Below are 23,018 nucleotides of genomic sequence, written 5' to 3' on the forward strand. Positions count from 1 at the left end.
ATGAAGTGGTTCGACCGCAATGGATCGCGCCGCAACCGGCCGACCCGCGAGTCGGCAAGGCATCAATACATCGCAGATTCCATTGGAGTAGCTCATGCGCGTCGGTATTCCCACCGAAATCAAGAACAACGAGAACCGCGTCGCGATCACGCAGGCCGGCGTTTTCGAACTCACCCGTCGTGGCCACGAGGTGTTCGTGCAGGCCGGCGCGGGCGTCGGGTCGGCAATCACCGACGCTGAGTACGTCGCCGCTGGCGCGAAGATCATCGAGGGTGCAGACGATGTCTGGGCTCAGTCCGACATGATCCTGAAGGTCAAGGAGCCCATCGCGGCTGAGTACGACAAGCTGCGCAAGGGCCAGGTGCTCTTCACCTACCTGCACCTCGCCGCAGACAAGACGCTCACCGAGCAGGTACTCGCCTCTGGCACCACCGCCATCGCCTACGAGACCGTCCAGGTCGGCCGCGCGCTGCCCCTGCTCGCTCCCATGTCTGAGGTCGCGGGCCGTCTGTCCGTGCAGGTCGGCGCATACTCACTGATGAAGGCCAACGGTGGGCGTGGCGTACTGCTCGGCGGCGTGACCGCGACTCGTCGCGGCAAGGTTGTCGTCATCGGCGGCGGCGCCGCTGGTGAGCAGGCCGCGCGCATCGCGTTCGGTATGGGCGCTGAGGTCACCGTCATCGACATCGCGATCCCCCGCCTGAAGCAGCTTGAAGACGAGTTCGCCGGTCGTATTCAGACCCGCACCTCGAACGCTCACAACATCACCGAGGCACTCAAGGACGCCGACCTCGTGATCGGTTCCGTACTGATCCCGGGCGAGAAGGCCCCGAAGCTCGTCACTGATGAAATGGTCGCGCAGATGAAGCCGGGCTCCGTGCTCGTCGACATCGCCATCGACCAGGGCGGCTGCTTCGAGAACTCGCGCCCGACGACGCACGACGATCCGACCTTCGCCGTGCACAACTCGATCTACTACTGCGTGGCGAACATGCCGGGCGCAGTTCCCGAGACGTCGACCGCAGCGCTGACCAACGCTACGCTCCCCTACGTTGTCGCACTCGCCGACAAGGGCTGGGTCAAGGCACTGCAGGCGGACGAGTCACTCGCCAAGGGCCTGAACGCTCACGACGGCGTACTGACCTTCAAGGGTGTCGCTGACGCGTTCCCCGAGCTCGCGTACTCGAGCATCGACGAGGTCCTCGCAACCAACGCCTGAGCCTCGGGCGCGCCCGGCTGTGCAAACCCGCCTGCCAAAGCGCGTACCCTGGAACTCATGGATTTGAAGTTCTCTTTCGGAGGGGCGTCTCCCGATCATCACCACGGTGATGACGGGGGCGCCCCTTCGGGCATTCCCCTCCCGTTCACCACGGTTTCCTCAGGCGCACTCGGCTCAACGAGCACCGTGCTCGATGCGAGCGTGCGACGCGAAGGCGATCTGCTCGTCGGTGAGGTGGTAACAGGCGACGGCGTCACCTACGCGCGGGCCGAAGTGGCCCTGCGATCTGATGCCGCCGGTGCCGCGCTTCCCGATACCGCGGCACTCGCAAAGGCCGCCCGCTCGGCGCTCTCACGCGCAGTTGCGACGCTCGAAGGGCCGCTCGCCGAATCGATCTCCGCCGTCGTATTTGCGCTCGGAGACGCGTCTCGCACAACGGCCGAGGCGCTCGGCGTCGCGGTCACCGACGCCCCCGTCGTGGGTGACGCGCTGCAGCGCCGCATCGGCGTCGCAGCTCACACGCCGGTGAGGATCGGCGCGTAACGGTGACGATTTGCGCGTAACGGTGACGATCGGCGCTACGCGTTTTGAAATCGGATGATTCGCGCGAGCGCCTCCGCGACCGCAGCCTCGCCCGCGGCGTACGACAGTCGCACCGCCTGCGCGCCGCCCACCGGATCAAAGTCCACGCCGGGCACCACCGCAACGTCGGCCTCTGCAAGAAGCCGACGCGCGTAGTCGACTGAGTCAGTGAAGCGGCCGAGCTGCGGTCCAAGCTGCGTTCCAAGCTCAGAGTAGTAGTAGAACGCGCCGTCCGCGGGTGCAGCAGTGCCCCAGTTGAGTTGCGGTTCGGCGTCCAAGATGAGCTGGCGGGCGCGCGCGAAACCGTCGACGATGGCGTCACGCTCGGCGTAGGTCTCGGGCGTGAACGCTGACAGAGCCAGTTCTTGCGCGGGCGCGGGCGGCGACAGCGCAAAGTTCGAGGCGAGCGCCTCGAACGGCGCGATCAGTGCGGCGGGGAGCAGCGCCCAGCCGAGCCGCCACCCCGTCATGCCCCAGTACTTTGAGAACGAGTTGATGACTATCGCCTCTGGATCGAGCTCGCGCGCGGTCACGCCGCGGCGATCGCGCTTGTCACGCGCATTACCCTCAGCGAACGTGATGCCGTGGTAGATCTCATCGCTCACGAGGCGCACCCCGCGTAGCGAGCACCACGCGACGAGCGCGGTGAGCGCAGCGCGATCGAGCATGGTACCGGTGGGGTTCGCTGGTGACGCCAAGATGAGTCCGGCCAGGTCACCGTGCTCGGAGACTGCTGCGTCGAGCAGCGCGGGCGTTGGCTGGTAACGGGTCTCTGGACCGGTCGGGATTTCGATCACGTGCACCCCGAGCGCCGTCAGAATATTGCGGTAGGCGGGATAACCGGGGCTCGCAAGCGCGACTCGGTCGCCCGGATCGAACGCGGCGAGAAATGCGAGTTGAAACGCCCCGGACGAACCGGTGGTGATTGCGACCGATGCAGGATCGACCTCGACCCGGTACCACTCTCGGTAGTGACCGGCGACCGCCTCGCGCAGCGGGGCCGTGCCGAGTGGCCCCGTGTACCCGGCGGGTTTCAGCGTTCCCGGAATTGGGCGCGCGCTCGGCTCGCCCGCACAGAGCGACACCACGTCGTGCCCACCCGCTCGGCGGCGCGCGATCTCGTCGGTGATGCGCATCACCTCAAAGGCCGGAATATTCGACCTGCGTGAGATTCCCGGCGGCACCGCGAGCGGGCGCGCTGCGGCGGCGTTCTCAGGGAGCGGCGGCAGCTGCCCCGACGGCGGTGTCTTGATGGGTCCTCCGGCGTTCACCATGCCTCCACGTTAGCGGGACGGGCGCGTTCCACAAGGCGCAGGTAACCCGACAGCGCCGAGACGCCCTCCGCACTCGTCGGCAGCCCGTCACCGAGCCGATCTGACGAAACCAGGTGCGCCGCCCACTGCGCGCGACTGATCGCGACGTTGAGCCGGTTGCGCATTAGCAGGAATTCGAGGCCACGCGGCACATCGGCTGGGCTCGATGCGGCAAGCGTCACAATTGCGATCGCGGCCTCCTGCCCCTGAAACTTGTCGACAGTTCCCACCCGCACCGCGCCGAACCCAGCGGCACCGAGGGCCTCCGCCACGCACTCGACCTGCGCGTTATACGGGGCAACCACGATGAGGTCGTCTGGCGTGATCGCCCGCTCTGGCTCCCCCGGCTCGAGGAGTTGCCCAGAGAGCACTCGCCGCACGATCTGCACGACCCGTTCGGCTTCTTCGACCGAGTGGGTTGCATTGCCCGAGTGCGAGACCGCGTGCCAGTGGAGGCCGGGGGCTCCCGCGCCTACTATTTCGCGGTCGGCGGCACTCGGATGGGCGCGCAACCGCCCGGCATACGCGAGCTCGGACACGACCTCCGCGAGCTCCGGGCGCATGCGCCGGGTCTCGGCGAGGAAGTAGCCGAGGCCCTCGGGTATCGTCTCATGCGCGCCGAGCAGCCAGCCGAGCGCCGAGGTGTCGACGGGCTCCGGATGCGTGCCCTGCGACACCTGCGGCAACTGCTGCGGGTCACCCAGCAGCAGCACGCGGCGCGCTGCGACCGAAGCCGCAATGGTCGGCGCCAGCGAGAATTGCCCGGCCTCGTCAACGACGAGCAGGTCGAGTTGCTGACGACCCACGCGCTCGGGATTGCTGAAGTCCCACGCGGTGCCGCCGATCACCGAACCGCGCCCGGCACGCTGATGGCCCGCAAGGAACGACGACTGCCCGCCACTGCGCAGCACGGTGTACGGGGCAGCCGCGGTGTCTACCGGATCGGCTCCGCGCTGCGCCGCCTTTCCCACGAGAGACGGTCGCAGCCCCGCGCCCACGACGCCGTTCAACACGTTCTCCACGACTCGGTGCGATTGAGCCACCACCCCGATCGTCCAGCCGTGCTGTTCAACGAGCCTGCGAATCACGCGCGCCGCGAGGTACGTCTTTCCCGTGCCGGGCGGCCCCTGCACGGCGAGCGTCGAGCGGTCGAGCGTCACGAGCGACGCGATCACCGCACCGATGGACCGCGCCTCTTCGTCGCCCCCGACCGCCGCCAGCGCTTCGGCGGACGCGGGCGACACGAGCGCGCCTGTCGCCGTGCGCGGGGTGGCTCGTCTCAGCACGTCGATAACCGGGTCGGCCGGAAAGCCGCCGGCGTCGAGTGCCCGCACCAGATCGGCACCCCAAGACTCAATGGCGCCCTTCTGCGCCCCCGCACGGGGCGGCGGTCCGGGCGTCAGCGCCACAGGGGTCACGGAGTAGGGCTCAACCCCCGCCGGGAGAGTCTCCCTGATCGTCACGCCGTCGTCGCGCGCTTCGAGCGTCGTGACCTGCCGGGCACCGCGGGAGCCGGGAGCAGCGCCATACTGGGGAAACGGCGCCGGGTGCGCGTAGACGGCGAACGCGTCGCCGCCCTCTCGAAATCGCGAGCCGGGCGCGGCGTCTCCGCCAAGCCGCACGTGCCGCCGCTCGGACCGCGCACGCGGCGGCACATGCCACGGCTCCTCAACGCGGCTCATGGCGGGATCGACGACGAGCACGTCGCGCGTGTCAGCCCAGTCTTCGATCGGATCGATCAGTCGCGCGAAGTGCGCCCACCAAAACGACTTCTGCTCGCGCTCGTAATAATCGATGGCGCTCGCGGCGATCGCCGCGGCGGCTCGGTCGACGTCACGGCCCCGCTCGGCAAGCACAGTGGCATGGGCCGCGAGCGCGGCGCCAACCGGACTGAGTTCGAGCACCGGCCCTTCATCCGGCGCCCTCGGCGCGGGCGGAAAGGGGGCGACACCGAGCTCGGCCGCGAGGCGAAGCAGCCAGTCCCGAAGTCGCAGCGTCGATACGCAGTCGTAGCGGTTGTAGTCGCCGATCGCGTCGAGTCGCTGCTGCCCCTCAGCGCGCTCTGCCGCGTCAGCAGATGTCAGCTGCGCGCTCGCCTCGGCATACTCCGTCACCGACTGCGCGGCGGTGGTCACACCGTCGGTGTCGCGCAGCTCGTCGCCCATATACAGCGGTTCGAGTTTCTTGATTGAGTACGAACGCGAACCGAGTCGGATCGCGGCCCGCACCACCGGATACAGATCAACGAGCACGTGCTCGCGGAACAGGTCGTCAACCGCGCGTTCGCCGACGCCGTGTCGTGCGGCGATCGAGGCGAGGTGGGTGCGCTCGTACGCCGCGTAGTGATAAATCTTCATGTCGGGGTAACGACGACGACGCTCGGCGACGAGCGACAGAAACGACTCGAGTGCGGCGCGTTCGGCGGCGAGGTCGTGCGCCCACAGCGCCGTGAATTGCTCATCGCTGTCGACCATGCCAAACAGGTAGTCGATGCCCCACTGTGCAGTTTCATCGGGGCCCGGCGCGCGAAACAGCGGATCACCCTCGAAGTCGAAAAACAGATCGCCTGCGTCGGGGCGCGGCACCGCGGCGAGCGCCGCGGCATCGACGACCTCGAACGGCGGCGCCGCGCCCGGCGCGGAATTGACGGCCCGCAGTTGCAGGGAAGCCTGCTCAGCAAGGCGCTGCAGCACGGGAGAAGCGATGCCTGGCACCCGCAGTTCTCCTGATTGCGACGCTGCGGCCGCCTGCGCTACGGCGTCAAGGGTGCCGAGCCCGGCAGCAACCAGCGCATCACGCTGCGTCGACCGAATGCCGGCGATGAGCAGTGGATCACGCGTGCGCTCGATCTCTGGCGTGCACACCTCGCAGCGGCCACACGCGGTCACACCCGCGGCACCCCAGGCGATCGGCGCTGCGTGCGCCCGGTCGCCGTCGGCCCCGACAGCTCGATACCGCTCGGCGAGCATCTCGTGCATGCGCGCCCGCCGCGCACGGAACACGGGGGCGACGTCGCTGATCCGGTGACGTGATTCGGCTCCGTCTCCGAGAATGAGCACTGCGGTATCTGAAACGGGGACACCGAGACGTTCGAGCTGTTCGGCGTAGGCCGCCAGTTGCAGCAGTGCCGTCACCTTCGCCCGCCGCGCGAGCTTCGTGTCTTGGACCTCGTATCGCCCGTCGGGCAGGCGGCGCAGGAAGTCTGCGAACCCCACAAACCCAATTTCGGGGTCTTCGCCGGAGGCCGGCCGCTGCGCCGTGTCACAGAACGTGGCCTGAAACACCAGCTCAGCGCCGCCGAGCAACGCCGTCACCGTCTCGTACGCGACCGTTCCGAGATCTGCCGCTGACATTGAATTCGGCCGTGCAACCGATACGACTCCGCCCGGTTGCCCGGGCTTTCCCGTGCCTAATCGCTCGATGTACGTTGCGAGCACGCGCTCCTCGTGTGCGTCGCCCAACCGGGCGGCCCGGGCGAGCATCGGATCGTCATCGGGAGGCACGACCACATCGCGCCCCAGCTTGAGATCAAATTTGCGTAGAAACGCGAACTCGCAGTGGCTCGCAGCCGTCAGGTCGCTCGCGCTCGTGACAACGCGCTGCCCGGATCCGTTCGGCTGATCCTGCATGAACATGCGCGCTCCATTCGTCGGCACGGGCACTGCGACCCGCGTGCTCGCCCGGTTCGGCGGCTTGATTCGACGTTACCGCGTGCCACCGACACCCACGTGGCGGCTACAACCGCGCGAGCGTCGTAATGTCTTCCAGGAATGCATCCTGCTGCTCTGGCGAGACCGTCGCGCGCGTCACCGCGAGCGCAGCTGCATAGTCGTCGGTGGTCAGATTCGTCTGTGATCCTTCGACCGCCGCCGAGGCCGTCGCCGCGGCTCCGCCACGCAGCACCCGCGCGAGCGCGTCCTGCGACGCCCGCCGCGCCGCGTATTCGATGTCGGCGGGTGTCAACCCGTCGCTCGCACCGACGAGCTGACCGAAGTCGATCTCTGTCGCGACACTGCTCGGCACGTAGCGGCGCCAAATGGCCTCGCGCGCCTCGGCGTCTGGGAGCCCGATGGGCAGTACGTAATCGAAACGGCCGTGACGCAGGAAGGCCGCGTCAAGCGCCCGCACGAAGTTTGTGGCGCAGACCAGCAGCATGCCTTCTCGATCTCGAAAGTCGGCGACGATCTTCAGCAGCTCGTTCGTGACGCCCTGCGACGGAGTGGGCGGGTCACTCCGCTGCGATGCGATCTCTTCGACCTCGTCAATGAACACGACCCCGTGCTCGAGCTCGGCAATCTGCTCGAACACCGCGCGAAGCGAAGACGCCATGCTCGTCACGCCGTCGCCCAGCCGCGACGGGAACACTTCAACAAACGGCCAATCAAGCCGGGACGCCACCGCTTTCGCGAACGTCGTCTTGCCGGTGCCGGGCGGGCCGAACAGCATCACGGCGTGCGGCGGCACGACCCCGTAGCGGTCGGCGAGATCGGGTTGCGCGAGCGGCGCGACCAGCCGTTCTTCGAGCAGCTGCTTCTCGTGCCGCATGCCAGCGACCTGCTCCCAGAGGTGCCGGGGCAGGATCCGACCACCGAGGTCCTTCAACAACTCGAACTCGCGACGCTGCACGGGCATCTGACGCTCGAGGTAGCGCAGGTTGTGCTGCAGTTGGAAGCCGTTGGACGTCAGCAGATCGATTCGGCTTCCCTCGGGCATCAGCACCGATAGTGTGCCCAGGCCGAGCGGCGCCATCTTCCGCTCGAGTGCGTCGAGCAGTGCGCCTGAGGTGTTACCGGTACGCGCGTCTTCTGCCACACCGAAGAACACGATCCAGCCCTGCGCGTGCGCTGCGCGGCCCACTGCCGCCGCAACCACCTCGTCGTCGCGCATCGCGACGACCGCGTGATCTTCGCGGCACGACGCCGTGACCTCGGCGAGCGAGTAAACGGGCTGCTCTGACGACGAGCGCGCCTCCCACCACAGCCGCACGACGGCGTCGAGGTCATCGTCGTGGAATTCACGTATCGTAATGCGTCCCATGCAGTGATCATGGCAGACGCGAGGCCCGCTGAGCTAGCACGGCTCAGCGGACCCGGCCGCGACGGCCGCTGTCACGACCGTCGTACGTGCGGACTACACCCGCGCGGTCGTCGCCTGCGTGTCGAGCTGCGACACGGATGTCGCGCCGACGAATCCCATCGCGGTTTCGAACTCGCTCTGCAGAATCTCGAAGACGCGATCGACGCCAGCGCGACCGCTGGCCGACAGTCCGTAAGCGAACGGACGCCCGCCGGCGACGAGATCAGCTCCGGCAGAGAGCGCCGCGACGATGTCGGAACCGCGCCGGATCCCGCCGTCGAGCACGACTGCGCCGCGGCCGTTGACCTCTTCTGCGATCGCGGGCAGCACGTCGAGCGTGCCCGGCTGACCGTCGAACTGGCGGCCGCCGTGGTTCGAAATGAATACGCCGTCTGCGCCGTGTTGCAGGGCAAGCGCCGCGTCCTCGGGCGTCATGATGCCCTTGACGAGCAGCTGCCCGTCCCACTTGCGGCGAAGCTCGACAACATCGTCCCAGGTGGCCCGCGGGTTTTCGTTGCGCTCCATCCAGTGTTCCATCTCGGCCATCTTGATCGGGCGCCCCGCGATCTCGTAGGTGCCCCACGTCATCTTGCGTCCCGTCAACCAGCGCGCTACCCAGCCTGGGTGGAGTGCAACATCAAATACGTCGCGGAGCGGCGGTTTCGGAGGCATCGAGGTGCCGTGGCGCAGGTCGCGCTCGCGCTTGCTCGACACGGCGACGTCGCCAGCGACGACGATCGTGTCGACGCCGAGATTGCGAGCGCGAGCCAGGTGCTGCTCGGTTTCTTCCGGCTGCTTCCAGAACGAGATCTGCTCCCAGAGACTGCCACCGGCGGCTTCGAAGGTCTCCTCGATCGAAACACCCGACCACGGGCTGTGGATCACGAGGCTCCCGGCTGCACCGGCGGCGCCCGCGACGGCCACGTCAGCGTCGGGGTGACAGACCGTCAGCAGGCCCATCGGCGACACAATCATCGGAATCTCAAACTTGCGGCCGAGCACCTGTGTCGAGGTGTCGATCCTGCCGAGATCGACGAGCACCCGCTGACGCAGCCTGACCGCCTCAAACGCCGCGCGATTGCGCTGCAGCGTGAACTCGTCGAGCGCACCGCCGTCGAGAAAATCGGACACCATTAGGGGAAGGCGCCGCACGGCCCGTCGCCGCATCTGCTCGACGCTGATCGTCTTCTGCACGTTCACTGCTGTACCTCTTTGTCTTCTGTGTCTTCGTTGTCTCGAGAAGAAATCGTGTGCTGCCTAGTCGATAACGCGCGACAGGAATTCGCGTGTGCGCTCCTGCTGCGGGTTGCCGATCACGTCCTCGGGCGGGCCGCTCTCGACGACCACGCCGCCGTCCATGAAGACGACCTGATCGGCGACCTCGCGCGCGAAGCCGAGCTCGTGCGTGACGACGAGCATCGTCATACCGTCTGCGGCAAGGCCCTTCATGACCTGGAGCACCTCCCCGACAAGCTCGGGGTCAAGCGCAGAGGTCGGCTCGTCAAACAGCAGCAGTTTCGGCTTCATCGCGAGCGCGCGAGCGATCGCGATGCGCTGTTGCTGGCCACCCGAGAGCTCCTGCGGGTACGCGTCTGCCTTGTGCGCGAGCCCGACGCGATCGAGCAGCCCCATGGCTTCGGCCCTCACCTCTGCCGCTGAGCGCCGCAGCACGTGCACGGGCCCCTCCATGACGTTCTCGAGTGCGGTGCGGTGCGGAAACAGGTTGAAGCGTTGAAACACCATGCCGGTCTGGGTGCGTGACCGCGCAATCGCCGAGGGGCGCGCTTCAACAAGCTTGCCGCCGCGCTGCTCGGCGCCCACGAGCTGACCGTCGACGAGCAGGATGCCCGCGTCGATCGTTTCGAGGCGGTTCACGCAGCGCAGCAGAGTCGTTTTGCCCGATCCCGACGGCCCGATCAGGCACGTCACCGAACCTGGTTTCACGGAGAGGGAAACGTCGGCGAGCACCAGGTTGCTGTGGAAGGACTTCCGCAGCCCGCGAATCTCGACCATGTTCGTGTTCATGCTGTGGCCGCTCCATTCTCAATGATCGACTGTGCGCGTTTCGTGCGATCTTTTTTCCGCTCGGTACGCGGTTGAAAACCGCGTCCGTATCGCGCTTCGAGCCGCCCCTGGAGTGCGGTCAAAATCGACGTGAGCAGGAGGTACCAGACACACGCCACGAGCAGCAGCGGGATCGTCTGGTAGTTGAGCGCGTAAATGATCTGGGCCGAGTAGAGCAGATCGGAGATCGCGAGCACGCTGACAAGAGAGGTGCCCTTCAGCATCGAGATCACCTGGTTGCCGGTTGGCGGAATCACGATGCGCATCGCCTGCGGCAACACGACTCGCCACATCAGCTTCGCGTCGGTCATTCCGATTGCGCGACCAGCATCTCGCTGGCCCTCGTCAACCGACTGGATGCCGCTGCGAATAATTTCTGCCATGTACGCGGCCTCGTTCAGGGCGAGTCCGAGTAGGGCCGCGGTGAGCGGTGTGATGAGCACGTTTGACTCCCCCAGCACGATGCTCGGGCCTCCGAACGGCAGCCCCAGGGCCACAACCGGGTACAGAGCCGCGATGTTGTACCAGAAGATCAACTGCACCAGCAGCGGTGTACCGCGGAAGAACCAGATGTACGCCTGGGCCGCCCACGAGATGGTGCGATTGTGCGCAAGGCGCATGATCGCGAGCACGATGCCCAGGAGGATGCCGACGGTCATCGAGACAACGGTCAAGATCAGCGTCAGAGCGACGCCCGAGAGAATCTGCTGGTTGAAGAGATACTCGAGCACAACCGGCCAGCGGAAGCGATCATTCGTCGCGACGTCCCAGAGGGCCGCGACCGCGATGAAGAGCACGATGACGGCGCCGAGGATCGGGAGCCAGCGCTTGCGCGGCTGGACCTCGAGGGAGGTGAGTGTGGACTGGACTTGGGTGGGGGTATCCCCAGCGTTCGTCATCGTGGGCCGCCTGACTACTGAGCTACGTTGACGCGAGCGTCAGTGATAGCCATCTTTTCGAGTCCGTACTTCTTCAGCACCTCGACGTACTCGGGCGAATCGAGAATCGCGGTCATCGCGGTCTCTACCGGCTTCGTCAGACCGGTGTCCTTGGTGATGCCGATACCGACGGGCGCGATGTCGTTTTCGCTTGCAACCTCGATGTCGGGATTCTGCAGTGTTGCGTAGTTGAGGATCGGCCCATCCGCGTAGACAACGTCGCTGCGGTCGCTCATCAGCGAGCTGATGGCCTGGCGGGTGTCCTGGAACTGCTGCACGTCGAGCGGCTTATCACCGGCGTCCTCGCACGCTTTGTCCAAGACGGGAATCTGCACGGTGAGCTGGTACGAGCCGGTCAGCACGGCGATCTTCTTCCCGCACAGCGCATCGAAGTCCACGGAGTCTTTCGCGCCCGATTTCACGACAAGTGCGCTGCCCATATCGACGTACTCGACGAAATCGAGCGCCTTCATACGATCCTCAGTCGGCGTCATCGATGACACCGTCATGTCGAAACGGTTTGCTTCGAGGCCCGGAATGATCGAGTCGAAGTTGCTCACGACAACCTCAAGCTTGAGACCCAGCGCGTCTGCAACGAGGGCGGCGATGTCGGGATTCAACCCCGTCATCTCCTTGGTGCCCTCCTTGTAGAACTGCGTCGGCGGCTCGTTTGTCGGAATTGCGACGCGCAGCACGCCCGATTTCACTATGGCGTCGGGCAGCTGGTCGGCTGCCTCGGGAACGACGTCGATGCTCACCGGCTTCGCGGCGGCCTTCGCGTCGGTGCCGGAGGACGCGGTGGCGCCGCCCGAGCTGCAGGCGGTCAGTGCGGTGCCAGCGACAAGCAGGGCCGCGAATCCCGCGAGTGCGCGGGTACGAGTTGTCAGGTGCATCATTGCTCTCCCTCAATTTCAGTGGAACTTCACACAGTGTGGGTGAGCGAGCCGATGATAGATATAGAGTATGTTCCAATAGACAGCGCGAATCATTGGAGTATTGAGTGTTCGAGGACGAGACGCAGATTCGCAGTGCCGCACGAATCAGCGACGCCATCGAGCTGCTCGGGGGGATCCTGGTTGCGGCGAATCCGTCGCGCACGCAGAACGAGCGCACCTTTCTCGGCTGCGTGTTCTTGGAGCCGGTCGCCACTGCTCACCACTACGCAGACCGACTCGTGCTCGCCCCTCATCTCGACACACACCACTCCGATTTTGAACCCTGTGTGCGCGAGCTACTCGGCAGCGGCGCGGTGGGCGTCGTCGTGAAGCGTCCGGAAGACGCACTGCCGCAGCTCGGCGCCGACGTCACCGATGCGTTGTTCATGCTCGAACGCGACGCCGACTGGGCCGACACGGCGCAGTCGCTCAGAGCCCTGGGGTCGGGCGGCTCGCGGTTGGTCGCGAGCGGGATTCGCCAGGGCGACCTGTTCGCACTCGCGAATACGCTGGCCTCACTCTCGAACGGCGCCGTGAGCCTCGTGGACACCGCTGGCCGCATCGTCGGCTATTCCACCCACGCAGATCAACCCATCGACGCGCTCCGCAGGTCGACCACGCTCGCGCTGCACGAGGGCCACCACCCCCGCGCGGACTCGCAGTTTCAACAGCTCGCAGCCTCGTCGGTCGCACTGTTTTTCGAGGGGTCACGCGGCCAGTATGGTCGCGTCGCGCTCCCCGTGCGCGCCGCGGGCGAGCTGCTCGGCACTGTGTGGATCATTCAGGTCGATCCGAGTGGCGCCGAGGCGACTCTACAGTTTCTCGATTCGGTCGAGGCGCTTGTCTCGCACCACATGCTGCGCGCCCGCGAAACCGCGCAGGCTGACGAGCGTCGCAGCACCGATCTCATCCGCGCGCTCTTCGAAGACGCGAAGAGTCGCCGCGCGGCCGCCGCCCAGCTGGGGCTCGACTCCGCCTCGGCGCACACCGTGGTGTGCTTTCGACCCCACGACGATCACGGCGCGAACCCCGTGCTCCGCGCGCAGCAGCTACTTCACCAGGCGGTCACCACCGCAAAGGGCCAGTTTGCGTGGTCGCACTGCGCGCTCCTCGACGGGGTCGTCGTCGCGCTGTTGCGCAGCGCCGATGCAGGACTCACGCGGCTCTTCGCAGACCGCATCACCCGCATCTCGGAGGGCGGATCTGCGGCCGGCATCGGGCGAGTCGCCGACACGCAGGCCATGATCCCGCGCTCCTATCGCGACGCAGCAAGCATCAGCAGGCTCCTCCTCACGCGAAACCGGCGGGACGCCGAGTCTCGAGACGCCGCCGACCTCGAACCACTCGATGCCACCACCTCAACGGTCGCCGAATTTGCCGAAATGCACGCCGAGCTCGGCCTCGCCTACGTCGGCGACATGCTGCAGGAATCGGAGCTGACCACCGACGACGCCGCCGAGCGCATCTGGGCTCACGATCGCGAGCACCGTACGCAACTCGCACAGACCCTCAGCACCGTGCTCGCACATCAGGGCAGCGTGCGACGGGCAGCGCTCGAACTGCACGTGCATCAGAATACGGTCCGTTACCGACTCGAATCCATTAGCTCGGAGCTCGGGATCGACCTCGACAATCCGGCGACGAGACTCTGGGTGTGGCTGCGCCTCAGATCCCGAGCGTAGGCCGTACCGAGTAGCAGCGTCGCTCGGAAGCATTCAGTCTTCTCACGGTCAGTTCTCGGCGGCGACTTCTGGGGTATCTGAGGCGCGTGCGGTAGAGTCGTGTGGTGGCGCTTCGAGCGCTGCACGTCGCAACTCACCGCACCGCCCGCTCACTCATTGAGCCTGGGCGCCGTTCGGCCCGATCCGCGGCGAACGGATGCGCGATCCCGCGCACTCTGACAATTGGCAGCGACGCCCGAGCAACGCGATTACAAGGGCCTCCTTCAGGCCCGCTTCCGCGTGCTCTCGACGCACCGCTGTCTCAGCACGAAAGGTCCCCGTGACCGAACAGACCACCGCTCCGACCCCCACGTTCCTGGAGCTCGGAGTACCCGCACCAATCGCAGACGCCCTCGCCAAAAACGGCAAGGAAGCACCGTTCCCGATTCAGCGCGACACCCTCCCCGACACGCTCGCCGGTCGCGACGTGCTCGGCCGCGGCCGCACAGGTTCAGGCAAGACCATCGCCTTCGGCATCCCGCTCGTCGCAAACCTCGCGGAGGACGCGGCAAAGAAGCGCCGTCCCAACCGGCCGCGCGCCGTCGTACTCGCGCCGACCCGCGAGCTCGTCACACAGATCGCCGAGACGCTCAAGATGCTCGCTGACCCGATGGGAATAAAGGTGACCACCATCTTCGGTGGCGTACCGCAGCGCCGCCAGGAGGTCGCGCTCGAGGGCGGCATCGATATCGTCGTCGCGGCTCCCGGACGCCTCGACGACCTCATGAAGCAGCGCCTCGTCGACCTCAGTTCGGTCGAGATCACCGTGCTCGACGAGGCCGACCACATGGCCGACATGGGCTTCCTGCCCGTCGTCACGCGCATCATGAACGCCACCCCCAAGCAGGGCCAGCGCCTGCTTTTCAGCGCGACGCTCGATAACGGCGTCGACAACGTGGTGAAGAAGTACCTCCACAACCCGATCCTGCACTCGGTCGATTCTGCCGAGTCGCCGGTGCCGCAGCTCACGCACCACGTGTTTGAAATTGCGGGCAAAGATCAGAAGGACGCGCTCATCGAGGCGCTCGCCTCTGGCACCGCCCGCCGCATCTTCTTCACGCGCATGAAGCACCAGGCGAAGAAGCTCGCGAAGCAGCTGACCGCCGCTGGCATTCCCGCCGTCGAGTTGCAGGGCAACCTGTCGCAGAATGCCCGCGACCGCAACCTCGCGGAGTTCGTGAGCGGCGAGTCGCGCGTGCTCGTCGCCACTGACGTTGCCGCCCGAGGCGTGCACGTCGACGGAGTCGATCTCGTCGTGCACATCGATCCCCCGGTCGAGCACAAGGCGTATCTGCACCGTTCGGGCCGTACCGCCCGCGCCGGCAACGAGGGTGACGTCGTCACGCTCGTACTGCCCGAGCAGCGCGGCGAAATGCGCCAGATCATGCGCGCCGCGAAGATTCGCGTTACCCCGCGCACGGTGAACCCGAACGCAGCAAACATCGATCCAGAGGTGCTCGAACTCATCGGAGAGGTCGCCCCGCGCCTCGACCCGCGCGAGATCGAGCGGAAGCGCGCTGAAGCACAGACCGCGCAGCAGCGTGCCGCGGGCCACAACCCCGCGGGCGCGGGCTCGAGCACGGGTGCCAACGCGAAGCGCAAGCGCTCACGCGGCGGTCGCGGGCGGAGCGCAGGCGGCGCCGGCGCGGCGTCCGGCCAGTCGGGCGAGGGCCAGCAGCGGCGCTCGGGCGGCGGCCAGGGTGGTCAGGGCGGCAACGGCGGTCAGCGCCGTGGCGGGCAGGGCGAGCGCGGCCAGTCGCAGGGCGGTCAGTCGCAGGGCGGTCAGGGTCGCAACGGCCAGGGCGGCAGCGCGAGTGCCGGCGCCGATGGCGGTCGTCGACGTTCAGGCCGACGCGCGCAGAGCTCGGGCGGCACCGTCTACTCGACGAGCAGCGGGCGCTAACTCCCGCCTGCAATAACTGCACGACACCTCGGATTCGCGCGCCGGTCACCAGATCGACGCGCGAATCCGTGGTTATGTCGCTCGAAATGGGCTGATTTCACGCGTATACTCGTCTGATGGGCTTGTATCGTGATCTGGGAAAAAACCCAGGTGTATTCCGCGTTCTGGGGTCGCAGCTCATGGCACGCTTCCCGTTCGGCATGCTGTCGATCATCATGCTGCTGCACATCCAGGTCGCCTATGGTGATTACACCTCTGCGGGCATCGTGCTCGCCACGCAGAGCGTCGGCCAGGCAGTCTCGGGCCCGCTCAGCAGCCGCCTCATGGGCAAGTGGGGCATGCGTCCCGTTCTGACGGTCACGTCGATTGCGTGCACTGCGCTGCTCGTCATGATCGCGATGCTGCACCTGCCGCTCGTCGTCGTGACGGTACTCGCACTGCTCGTAGGGCTCGCGACCCCGCCGATCACTCCGGCCGTGCGCACGATGTACCCGAAGCTCGTACCCGGCAAGCAATTGTCGGCACTGTTCTCACTCGACGCGGCAGCGCAAGAGATCATCTGGGTTGTCGGCCCCGTCGTCGCGGTGTTCGTGACTTCGCAGTTCAACACGACGGCCGGGCTCTGCGTTGCTGCCGGATTCATGCTGCTCGGCGGCGCTTGGTTTATATCAAGCCCCGCCCTCGGCAAGGTGAAGCTGCTGCCGTCGAAGCGCGGCCTGGGCGCCGTGCTTCGTTACCCGACAGTCGTGATCTCAACGGTCATCGGGTTCTTCTTCGTCGCGTCGTTCGCCGCGATTGAGGCGGGCATCGTCGCTGCATTCGCTGGACCGGACGGCGGGCACGGCAGCATGGAATCCGGGCTCGTGCTCGCCGTATTCGCGGGCGGCTCGCTCGTCGGCGGTCTGCTCATCGGTCACCGCGAGATGCGCCCGTGGTCGCCGGCGCTGCGCATCCTGCTCGTGCTCGCGGGAACCGCCGCCACCCTGTTCAGCTTGAATATCTGGTGGTTGAGCATCGTGCTGTTCATCGGCGGACTCGGCACTGCGCCGACCTTCGCCGCCATCTCGACGATCGTGAGCGCGACGGTACGCTTCTCGGAGACGGCCGAAGCCTACGGCTGGATCGGCACGGGCCAGCTTGTCGGCGTTGCCACCGGTTCGGCCCTCGCCGGCATCGCAATCGACGTCGCGGGCGCGCACGGCGCGCTCATCGTGTCGAGCGGACTCCTCGTCGCCTGCGCCATCGTTGCAATCGTGGCGCTCCGCTGGATGCCCGACCTCCGCGGCCGCTCGATCGAGCCCCCGGCCGAAACAGGAACCGTCACGATCCCGCTCCCCTAGCCCGGAGCCCCTTCTGTCGTCCTAAATGATCCGATCACGGGACTGAAGGGATCATTTGGGACGACAGTTCGCGGGCGTGGCATAACGATACGGGCACTTCGGGCGAGCTCACAGATCCCGCACCCCTCCGCGGCACCCGCAGCACCTATGGTGTGTGCATGACTCGCAGACGAACCATCATGGCTTTGGGTGCCGCAGCGCTCCTGCTGGCGCCGCTCGCGGCCTGTTCGGCCATCACGCCCCACGGGTTTCCGGCGCTGCCCGGTTCTGGAGCGGACTCCAGCTCCGGCTCAAGCGCCGGCTCAAGCGAAGACTTCGGCGCACGGTCAGATCTGAGTTCGAAGTCAGGCGCTGAAGCAAGCTCAGAGGCTGCGACCGACACTGCAGACGGGGCCGCGACCCCGGGGGCACCGGCGGAGCGCTCCGTGATCCGAACGGGCAGCATCGATCTGCGGGTCGGCGACCCAGCCGACGGCGTCAACCGGGTCGCCGACCTCGTCGAACAGTTCGACGGTGTCGTAGAGATGGAAGATGTGAGCCGCGGCGGCGACGGTGTCTCCGAGAGCGCGAGCCTCACGATCCGCGTGCCAGAAGCGCGCATGGACGAGGCATTCGATGCGCTCGCGAAGCTCGGCACGGTGCAGTCGCAGAGCCGATCCGCGAGCGATGTCACCGCCGAGCACGTCGATCTGCAAGCGCGCGTCGATGCCCTCGCGACGTCTGTGAAACGGCTCACCAAACTCATGGAGGGCTCGGCCTCGACGAGCGAGCTCATTGAGGCCGAATCGGCGCTCTCGCAGCGTCAGCAGGAGCTCGACGGCCTCCGCGCTCAGCTCAAGGCTCTCGAGGGCCAGGTCGACGAGGCCACGATCTACGTCACGCTGAGCTCACCGAGCGCGCTGCCGGGCGGCGGTCCCGCGAACTTCTGGGAGGGGCTCATCGCGGGCTTCGCATCGCTCGGATCGGCCGGAGCCGGGGCGCTCGTGCTGCTCGGCGTCCTGCTTCCGTGGCTGGCTCTCGGCGCGATCATCGCCGCGATCGTGTGGCTGCTGGTGCGATCAGCCCGGCGTCGGCGCGCGCATCGCGCACACCGCACTGGCCCGGCGGACGGCACGGACGACACAAACAGCACGACCGAGCCGCCTCACCCTACGACGCAGTCGACGACGGCACCTCCGGGGCCAGGTCAGTAACGGAAAGCTCCCGGCCCAGGATCCGCTCGGCCGTTCGGTGCCCTGAACGCAGGGCGGCCGTGACGGTCGCGGGATCCTCGGTCCACGTTGCCTCGCCTGACAGGTGGAGCACGCCGCCCGATCCGGAGGTGCCGCCAATCGGCGTCGCGAGCGCGTCGTGGTCTTCAGTGCGCGAACCCACTGTCATGTATGCATACGAGCCGCGCGCGAACGGGTCATCCCGCCACCGCGAAACCCTGACCGCCTCTGGGTCGGTCACCGCCACTCCGTAGATCTCGCGCAGCGACGCGAGCACCGACGACGCGATCTCGTCATCGGTCCACTCGCGCGTCGCCTGAGCACTCGGGCCGGCGGCGAACGTCAGCAGCGTCGGCACACCGTGCAGCTCAGTCAGGTCGTACCAAGAATGCCACCACTCGGCACCCGGCCCCTGGCGACGAATAGCGTAGACATCGTCATCCCAGAACCGCTGGGTGAACCGCAGAAACACCTTCTCGAAATCGTTCATCTCAAGCCCCGCGAGCGCACCGGCGACGGGTTCGGGGAGGGGCGGATCGATGGCGAAGTCGTCAGACTTGAGCACACCCACCGGCACCGTCACCACGGCTCGATCGGCCGTGAATTCCCCACGACTCGACTCGATGGTGACCCCGGTGTCGGCCCACGCGACCCGTCGCACCTCGTGCGCAAGCCGCACGTCGAGCCCCTCGGCGAGCCCGCGCGCGAGCGCGTCATACCCGCCAGGAAACACCACCTCGTCGCCATCGACCTGATCGTCGTCGAGGCCGTGCGCGTCGAGCCGCTCGGCGGCAACCCCGTACTGCTCCTCGGCACGGTGCCTCAGAAACTCGCGCACGCGCGCAGCCCGATCCGCGTCCCAGTCAAGCTGCACGAGTGTGCGATCGATCACGTCGGAGTATGAAGACGAGGCGTCAGCCGCCGCAATGGTCTCTGCGAGCCGAGCGTCGAAGGCGTGCACGTCGGCCGCGAACGAGGCAGCGGCCGTCTCGTCGAGCGCCTCCCCCGCCGGTCCGTAATACGCGACAGGCCGTCCGTCGACCTGGTAACTGCCCGTCGTGAATTCGATGGCGTGCATACCGAACGCCTGCGTCAGCCCGTAGAGCGGATTGTCATCGATTCCGTGGATCCACGATGCCCCGATGTCGGTAATCACGCCTCCCGCCTGTTCGCTCCAGGTGCGCCCGCCGACGCGATCCCGCGCCTCGAGCACCACCACTCGCTGCCCCGCGCGCCTGAGGTGCCGCGCGGCTGTCAGGCCAGACACTCCGGCCCCGATAACCACCGTGTCGAATCGCTCCATCGTGACCTCCGTGATGTGACTGGGCTCGGGTATGGCTGGGCTCGGTTTACTCGTCGGGAACGAGGATTGGGGTCTCGCGGTTCAGGCTCTCGCCGCGGAAATAGGGCTTCGACTTCGGGCGCAGCCACCAGATCCCCATCAGCACGAAGCCGAGCAGGATCGCGCCGACGCCGATAACGAAGGCACCGCCAATACCGAAGATGACGGTGTAGCTGTAGTCGACGCTGATCATGTCGATGCAAGACTGGATGAACGCGTACCCGAGCAGCAGCCCGCCGAGCAGCGGGAAGATTCCGCGCATCCAGAGGTTGCGGGCACTGTCGCGCAGTGTATCGCGGAAGTACCAGACACACGCGAACGAGGTGATGGCGTAGTACAGCGCGACGGCGAGGCCCATCGAGGTGAGCGAATCGGCGAGCATGTCTTCGGACAGGATCGACATCCCGACGTAGTACACGATCGCGGCCGCGCCCATCACGACCGTGGAGAACCAGGGAGTCTTGAACTTCGGGTGCAGTTCCGCGAACTTCGCGGGCAGCGCGCGGTACACGGCCATCGAGAGGGTACCGCGAGCGGTGGGAAGAATGGTCGTCTGGGTGGAAGACGCCGCCGAGAGCATCACGCCGAGCAGGAGGAACCAGCCCCACGGCCCGAAGAGTACGCCACCGAGCACGGTGAACACGTCGTCGAGGTTCGCCTCGTTCGTGAGGCCAAGCCCGGTGTCGCCGAAACCGGCGAACATCATGACCGCGATCGAGATGCCGACGTAGAGCACGATCAAGATAACGATGGTTGAGATCGCTGCGCGCCCCGGGGTCTTGCGCGGGTTCTTTGTCTCCTCATTCAACGCGAGGCAGGTGTCCCAGCCCCAGTAGATAAAGAGCGCGAGTAGCACGGCTTCCATGAAACCCGACCACGAGGTGAGCTGCGCAGGGTTGAACCACTGCCAGTCAAATGCGATGGATCCGGCGTTGCTGCCGTCGAGGGAGTGCCACAGCGCGAGCACCCCGAAGAGCACCATCGCGATGATCTGAATCGTCATCAGGATCATCTGGAGCTTTTCGCCGATTTGCACGCCGATCGTGCTGATAAACGTCATCAGCGCCATAAACACGACCGAGGTCCCCACGACGATGACGCGGTTATCGGCGAACTCCTCGTTTCCGAGCAGCAGCCAGAAATACTTGCCGGTAATCTCACCGACGTTGGCGAGCACCATGATCGCGGAAACGGCGACCGCCCAGCCGCCGATCCAGCCGGTTACTGGGCCAAACGCCTTGGCGCCCCACACGAATGTCGTGCCGCAGTCGGGCATCTCGCGGTTGAGCTCTTGGTAGGCGAACGCCGCGAACACCATTGGAATACATGCGACGACGAAAACGAGCGGTGCCTGGGCACCCACTGCAACGATGACGTAACCGAGGGTCGCTGCGAGCGAATAGAGCGGCGCGGTCGACGCGAGGCCGATGATGGTTGAACCGACCACACCGAGTGCGTTCTGGTTCAGCCCCTTGCCAACGTGAATGTGCCCCGTGTCGGTGGCATTACTGAGCGTGTGTTTCGCCATGGCGAGTCCTCCTCGATGAGGTCGGTGATGCGACAGCGAACATCTTATACGGCCCACTAAATCTCATGCGGGCCGCGCTGCGACCCTGCACAGGCTTCGCGACCCCACCACACGCGACGCGCCGTATGCAACTGATTTCGTAGCTTCTTACGCGTTCCACATTCGAAATGCTCATCAAATACCCGGCGTATTCGCATGATTCGAACGCCGCGCACGGTAGTGCTCCGCACCGCTCTGTGGGAGACTGGGCGTGCACAACACCGACGATCACTAAGGAGTGAGTCATCTATGAGCACGTTCGCCGTCATTAATCCGGCTACGGGCGAGACAGTCGCCGAGTACCCCGACGCGACCACCGAGGAGATTGAAGCCTCGCTCGCGTCGGCCCACGATACCTACCAGAACTGGTCGCGCAAGACCACCGTCGCGGAGCGCGCAGCGCTCGCACGTCGCGCAGCCGAACTGTTCGAAGAGCGCAAAGACGAACTTGGCGCGATCATCAACCGCGAGATGGGCAAGCCGCTCGATCAGTCGATCGGCGAGGCTGAGTTCTCGGGCGCCATCACCGCTGCATTCGCCGACAACGCTGAAAAGTGGCTGGCCGACGAGCAGCTTGAGGTCGAAGACGGTCTGAAGACCTTCTTCCGCTTCCAGGGCACCGGCGTGATCCTCGGCATCATGCCGTGGAACTACCCGTACTACCAGGTCGCGCGTTTCGCTGTGCCGAACCTGATTCTCGGCAACACGATCGTGCTGAAGCACGCAGCGCAGTGCCCCGAGTCGGCACTCGCGCTCGAGCAGCTCTTCCTCGACGCAGGCTTCCCGAAGGGTGCCTACGTCAACGTCTTCGCCACGCACGACCAGATCGGCGACATCATCGCTGACGATCGCATCCAGGGCGTCTCGCTGACCGGCTCCGAGCGTGCCGGCGCAATCGTCGCTGAGCAGGCCGGCCGCGCGCTGAAGAAGTGCGTGCTCGAGCTGGGCGGCTCCGACGTCTTCCTCGTGCTCGACACCGACGATCTTGACCACGCGGTCGAGCACGCAGTCGGCGGTCGCATGGAGAATACCGGCCAGGCGTGCAACGGTTCGAAGCGCATCGTCGTCATTGACTCGCTCTTCGACGCGTTCGCTGAGAAGTACAAGGCAGCCATCGCTGGTCAGTCCTACGAGGCGGGCGACTTCGGTCCCCTCTCGTCTGCCGCTGCGACCAGCACGCTGACCAAGCAGGTCCAGGGCGCAATCGATCAGGGCGCTGAGGTCCTCGTGGGCGACAACACGCCCGACGGCAACCTCTACACTCCGTCGATCATCACGAACATCACCCCGGCGATGGACGTGTACAGCCAGGAGCTCTTCGGCCCCGTTGCTCAGCTCTACAAGGTGTCGAGCGACGAAGAGGCAATCGAGCTTGCAAACTCGTCGCCCTACGGCCTCGGCTCCGTCGTCATCTGCGATGACCTCGAGCGCGCCGAGCGCGTGGGCAACCAGCTCGACGTCGGCATGGTCTTCATCGGCGGCGCAGGCCTCGAGGGTGCAGACGTGCCCTTCGGTGGCGTGAAGAAGTCGGGTTACGGCCGCGAGCTCGGCAAGGTCGGCATGCTCGAATTCGCGAACAAGAAGCTTTTCCGTTTCGCAGCGAAGTAAGACACGCAGTACACCGCACAGCTACTCGCACAGTGCGGGCTGAGGCCCCGGGATCCCTTCGGTTCCCGGGGCCTCAGTCATTGCCGCACACACCAGCGAACGCAGTCACGCTACAGTGGGCCACGCGCTATTCGCACCGCGGACGGGACCGCGGGGGCAGCATGCGAACCCGGCAACGGCGCGTGAGACGAGGATGCAC

The 23,018-nt window shown here is 66.3% G+C and carries 16 protein-coding genes; 7 read left to right on the plus strand and 9 right to left on the minus strand.

Features of this window, described 5'->3' with window-relative positions:
• The first annotated feature begins 94 nt into the window (after positions 1-94).
• The gene (gene ald / locus ACFWHR_RS08355) at positions 95-1,219 is read left to right on the plus strand and encodes an alanine dehydrogenase (protein ID WP_382447838.1); all 1,125 of its coding nucleotides are present in this window, start codon (positions 95-97) and stop codon (positions 1,217-1,219) included.
• Between the two features lie 57 nt (positions 1,220-1,276).
• A complete protein-coding gene (locus tag ACFWHR_RS08360; protein WP_382447839.1) occupies positions 1,277-1,762 on the plus strand; it encodes a hypothetical protein in 486 nt (161 codons plus the stop codon).
• 35 nt (positions 1,763-1,797) lie between these two features.
• Here the strand turns inward: ACFWHR_RS08360 and ACFWHR_RS08365 are convergent, their stop codons facing one another.
• The 7 genes from ACFWHR_RS08365 to ACFWHR_RS08395 all read right to left on the minus strand — a co-directional run bounded on the left by ACFWHR_RS08365 (position 1,798) and on the right by ACFWHR_RS08395 (position 12,088).
• Complete coding sequence (locus ACFWHR_RS08365) at positions 1,798-3,075, minus strand: pyridoxal phosphate-dependent aminotransferase (protein ID WP_382447840.1); 1,278 nt, start codon at positions 3,073-3,075, stop codon at positions 1,798-1,800.
• Positions 3,069-6,749, minus strand: a complete 3,681-nt coding sequence (locus ACFWHR_RS08370) for a TM0106 family RecB-like putative nuclease (RefSeq protein WP_382447841.1) — start codon at positions 6,747-6,749, stop codon at positions 3,069-3,071. Before ACFWHR_RS08370 ends, ACFWHR_RS08365 begins: the two co-directional genes overlap by 7 nt.
• 100 nt (positions 6,750-6,849) lie before the next feature.
• Positions 6,850-8,151, minus strand: a complete 1,302-nt coding sequence (locus tag ACFWHR_RS08375) for an ATP-binding protein (protein ID WP_382447842.1) — start codon at positions 8,149-8,151, stop codon at positions 6,850-6,852.
• A 93-nt stretch (positions 8,152-8,244) separates the two neighbouring features.
• Positions 8,245-9,390: an alpha-hydroxy acid oxidase gene (locus ACFWHR_RS08380; protein ID WP_382447843.1), complete on the minus strand. Its 1,146-nt coding sequence runs from the start codon at positions 9,388-9,390 to the stop codon at positions 8,245-8,247.
• A gap of 57 nt (positions 9,391-9,447) precedes the next feature.
• The gene (locus tag ACFWHR_RS08385) at positions 9,448-10,215 is read right to left on the minus strand and encodes an amino acid ABC transporter ATP-binding protein (RefSeq protein WP_382447844.1); all 768 of its coding nucleotides are present in this window, start codon (positions 10,213-10,215) and stop codon (positions 9,448-9,450) included.
• Positions 10,212-11,153, minus strand: coding sequence for an amino acid ABC transporter permease (locus tag ACFWHR_RS08390; protein ID WP_382447845.1), 942 nt, complete (start codon positions 11,151-11,153; stop codon positions 10,212-10,214). Before ACFWHR_RS08390 ends, ACFWHR_RS08385 begins: the two co-directional genes overlap by 4 nt.
• Positions 11,154-11,167: 14 nt before the next feature.
• Complete coding sequence (locus ACFWHR_RS08395) at positions 11,168-12,088, minus strand: transporter substrate-binding domain-containing protein (RefSeq protein WP_382447846.1); 921 nt, start codon at positions 12,086-12,088, stop codon at positions 11,168-11,170.
• A 104-nt stretch (positions 12,089-12,192) separates the two neighbouring features.
• On the opposite strand from ACFWHR_RS08395, the gene ACFWHR_RS08400 reads away from it, so the two are divergent.
• The 4 genes from ACFWHR_RS08400 (at position 12,193) to ACFWHR_RS08415 (ending at position 18,284) form a co-directional block, all read left to right on the plus strand.
• Positions 12,193-13,809, plus strand: a complete 1,617-nt coding sequence (locus ACFWHR_RS08400; protein WP_382447847.1) for a PucR family transcriptional regulator — start codon at positions 12,193-12,195, stop codon at positions 13,807-13,809.
• Positions 13,810-14,005: 196 nt separating this feature from the next.
• Positions 14,006-15,751, plus strand: a complete 1,746-nt coding sequence (locus ACFWHR_RS08405) for a DEAD/DEAH box helicase (protein ID WP_382447848.1) — start codon at positions 14,006-14,008, stop codon at positions 15,749-15,751.
• A 116-nt stretch (positions 15,752-15,867) separates the two neighbouring features.
• Positions 15,868-17,091 carry an MFS transporter gene (locus tag ACFWHR_RS08410; protein ID WP_382447849.1) on the plus strand — a complete coding sequence of 408 codons (1,224 nt, stop codon included), beginning with the start codon at positions 15,868-15,870 and terminating at the stop codon, positions 17,089-17,091.
• A gap of 158 nt (positions 17,092-17,249) precedes the next feature.
• Positions 17,250-18,284, plus strand: coding sequence for a DUF4349 domain-containing protein (locus ACFWHR_RS08415; RefSeq protein WP_382447850.1), 1,035 nt, complete (start codon positions 17,250-17,252; stop codon positions 18,282-18,284).
• Here the strand turns inward: ACFWHR_RS08415 and ACFWHR_RS08420 are convergent.
• Both ACFWHR_RS08420 and ACFWHR_RS08425 read right to left on the minus strand, forming a co-directional pair.
• Entirely contained in the window at positions 18,241-19,605 is a 1,365-nt protein-coding gene (locus tag ACFWHR_RS08420) for a flavin monoamine oxidase family protein (RefSeq protein ID WP_382447851.1), read from the minus strand. The genes ACFWHR_RS08415 and ACFWHR_RS08420 overlap by 44 nt on opposite strands.
• 46 nt (positions 19,606-19,651) lie before the next feature.
• Complete coding sequence (locus tag ACFWHR_RS08425) at positions 19,652-21,172, minus strand: APC family permease (RefSeq protein ID WP_382447852.1); 1,521 nt, start codon at positions 21,170-21,172, stop codon at positions 19,652-19,654.
• A 288-nt stretch (positions 21,173-21,460) separates the two neighbouring features.
• Here ACFWHR_RS08425 and ACFWHR_RS08430 point away from each other — a divergent pair, with 288 nt between their 5' ends.
• Positions 21,461-22,819 (plus strand): aldehyde dehydrogenase family protein, encoded by a 1,359-nt coding sequence (locus ACFWHR_RS08430; protein ID WP_382447853.1) that lies wholly within the window; start codon positions 21,461-21,463, stop codon positions 22,817-22,819.
• Positions 22,820-23,018 lie beyond the last annotated feature (199 nt).

The sequence above is a fragment of the Leucobacter sp. NPDC058333 genome, assembly GCF_042726155.1.
GTDB lineage: Bacteria > Actinomycetota > Actinomycetes > Actinomycetales > Microbacteriaceae > Leucobacter.

Bases quoted from the DNA above. Each gene is read 5' to 3' on its own strand.
- ACFWHR_RS08365 (WP_382447840.1), bottom strand. From the start codon at position 3,075: ATGGTGAACGCCGGAGGACCCATCAAGACACCGCCGTCGGGGCAGCTG.
- ACFWHR_RS08360 (WP_382447839.1), top strand. From the start codon at position 1,277: ATGGATTTGAAGTTCTCTTTCGGAGGGGCGTCTCCCGATCATCACCAC.
- ACFWHR_RS08405 (WP_382447848.1), top strand. From the start codon at position 14,006: ATGCGCGATCCCGCGCACTCTGACAATTGGCAGCGACGCCCGAGCAAC.
- ACFWHR_RS08395 (WP_382447846.1), bottom strand. From the start codon at position 12,088: ATGATGCACCTGACAACTCGTACCCGCGCACTCGCGGGATTCGCGGCC.
- ACFWHR_RS08430 (WP_382447853.1), top strand. From the start codon at position 21,461: ATGAGCACGTTCGCCGTCATTAATCCGGCTACGGGCGAGACAGTCGCC.
- ACFWHR_RS08370 (WP_382447841.1), bottom strand. From the start codon at position 6,749: ATGTTCATGCAGGATCAGCCGAACGGATCCGGGCAGCGCGTTGTCACG.
- ACFWHR_RS08425 (WP_382447852.1), bottom strand. From the start codon at position 21,172: ATGGCGAAACACACGCTCAGTAATGCCACCGACACGGGGCACATTCAC.
- ACFWHR_RS08410 (WP_382447849.1), top strand. From the start codon at position 15,868: ATGGGCTTGTATCGTGATCTGGGAAAAAACCCAGGTGTATTCCGCGTT.
- ald (WP_382447838.1), top strand. From the start codon at position 95: ATGCGCGTCGGTATTCCCACCGAAATCAAGAACAACGAGAACCGCGTC.
- ACFWHR_RS08420 (WP_382447851.1), bottom strand. From the start codon at position 19,605: ATGGAGCGATTCGACACGGTGGTTATCGGGGCCGGAGTGTCTGGCCTG.
- ACFWHR_RS08415 (WP_382447850.1), top strand. From the start codon at position 17,250: ATGACTCGCAGACGAACCATCATGGCTTTGGGTGCCGCAGCGCTCCTG.
- ACFWHR_RS08375 (WP_382447842.1), bottom strand. From the start codon at position 8,151: ATGGGACGCATTACGATACGTGAATTCCACGACGATGACCTCGACGCC.
- ACFWHR_RS08390 (WP_382447845.1), bottom strand. From the start codon at position 11,153: ATGACGAACGCTGGGGATACCCCCACCCAAGTCCAGTCCACACTCACC.
- ACFWHR_RS08385 (WP_382447844.1), bottom strand. From the start codon at position 10,215: ATGAACACGAACATGGTCGAGATTCGCGGGCTGCGGAAGTCCTTCCAC.